Below are 1,175 nucleotides of genomic sequence, written 5' to 3' on the forward strand. Positions count from 1 at the left end.
GCTGCCGTTCGAACTGAACGGGTGACAGCATCCCGTTCCTGACGTGCTTGCGCTTCGGGTTGTAGAACATCTCGATGTAATCGAACACGTCCTGCCTTGCCTCCTCGCGTGTTCGATAGGTCCGTCGCCGTATCCGCTCGCGCTTGAGGAGATTGAAGAAGCTTTCGGCCACGGCGTTATCGTGACAGTTGCCATGACGGCTCATCGAGTGCTCGAGATTGTGGTGCTTCAGGAACGTTGCCCAGTCCATGCTGGTGAACTGGGAGCCTTGGTCGGAATGGATCAGGACCGTGTTTTTCAGCTTTCGACGCCAGACCGCCATGAGCAATGCCTGCAGCACGACGTCGGTCGTCTGCCGGCTCTGCATCGACCAGCCGATAACGCGGCGGGAAAACAGGTCGATCACCACGGCCAGATAGGCAAAGCCCTCCTGGGTCCGGATGTAGGTGATGTCTGTCACCCACGCCCTGTCCGGCGCATCGACATCGAACTGCCGGGCAAGGGTGTTGTCGACCACGACCGACGGCTTGCCGCCATAGGAGCCGGGCCGACGCTTGTAGCCGATCTGCGCCTTGATCCCGGCTATCCTGGCGAGACGAGCAATGCGGTTGGCGCAACTGGTCTCGCCCTGATCAAGGAGATCGTCATGCAGTTTGCGATAGCCGTAGACCCTGCCGCTTTCCTTCCAAGCCTTGCTCAGAAGCTCGGTCTGACGGGCATCTTCCCGAGCCCGTTTGCTCAGTGGATTCTTCAACCAGGCGTAAAACCCACTGGGTCGGATGCACAGGCAGCGGCACATCGCTCGCACCGTGAACTGGTGGCGATGCTCGGCAACAAACGCGTATCTCACTTTGCATCCTTGGCGAAATACGCGGTGGCTTTTTTTAGGATGTCGCGCTCCTCGGTGACACGCGCCAGTTCCTTCTTCAGACGACGTATCTCTGCCGCCTGATCCCCATCGCCTCCTGATGGCTTCGAAAACTTCTTCTTCCACGCGTAGAGCGAATGTGGGCTCACGCCCAGCCGCTGCGACACCTCAGCAACCGGATAACCACGCTCGGTGATCTGTGCGACTGCATCGCGCTTGAACTCATCAGTGAAATTGACAGACCGCATCCGGACCTCCTTGCCTCAAAATCAGGGAAGAAGGCGTCCACAAATCTCGGGGCTATTCA

At 58.6% G+C, this 1,175-nt stretch carries 1 protein-coding gene; it reads right to left on the bottom strand.

What is annotated here, in order from left to right; genetic code table 11:
• A protein-coding gene (locus ABDX79_RS19645) for an IS3 family transposase (protein ID WP_346221985.1) occupies positions 1–1,116 on the bottom strand; the annotation gives its coding sequence in 2 pieces (ribosomal slippage) (positions 1–876 and positions 876–1,116; 1,117 coding nt annotated over the 2 pieces). This gene is flagged as partial in the annotation.
• Positions 1,117–1,175: the final 59 nt, after the last annotated feature.

The sequence above is a fragment of the Fulvimarina fulva genome (genome assembly GCF_039652615.1).
Classification (GTDB): Bacteria; Pseudomonadota; Alphaproteobacteria; order Rhizobiales; family Rhizobiaceae; genus Fulvimarina.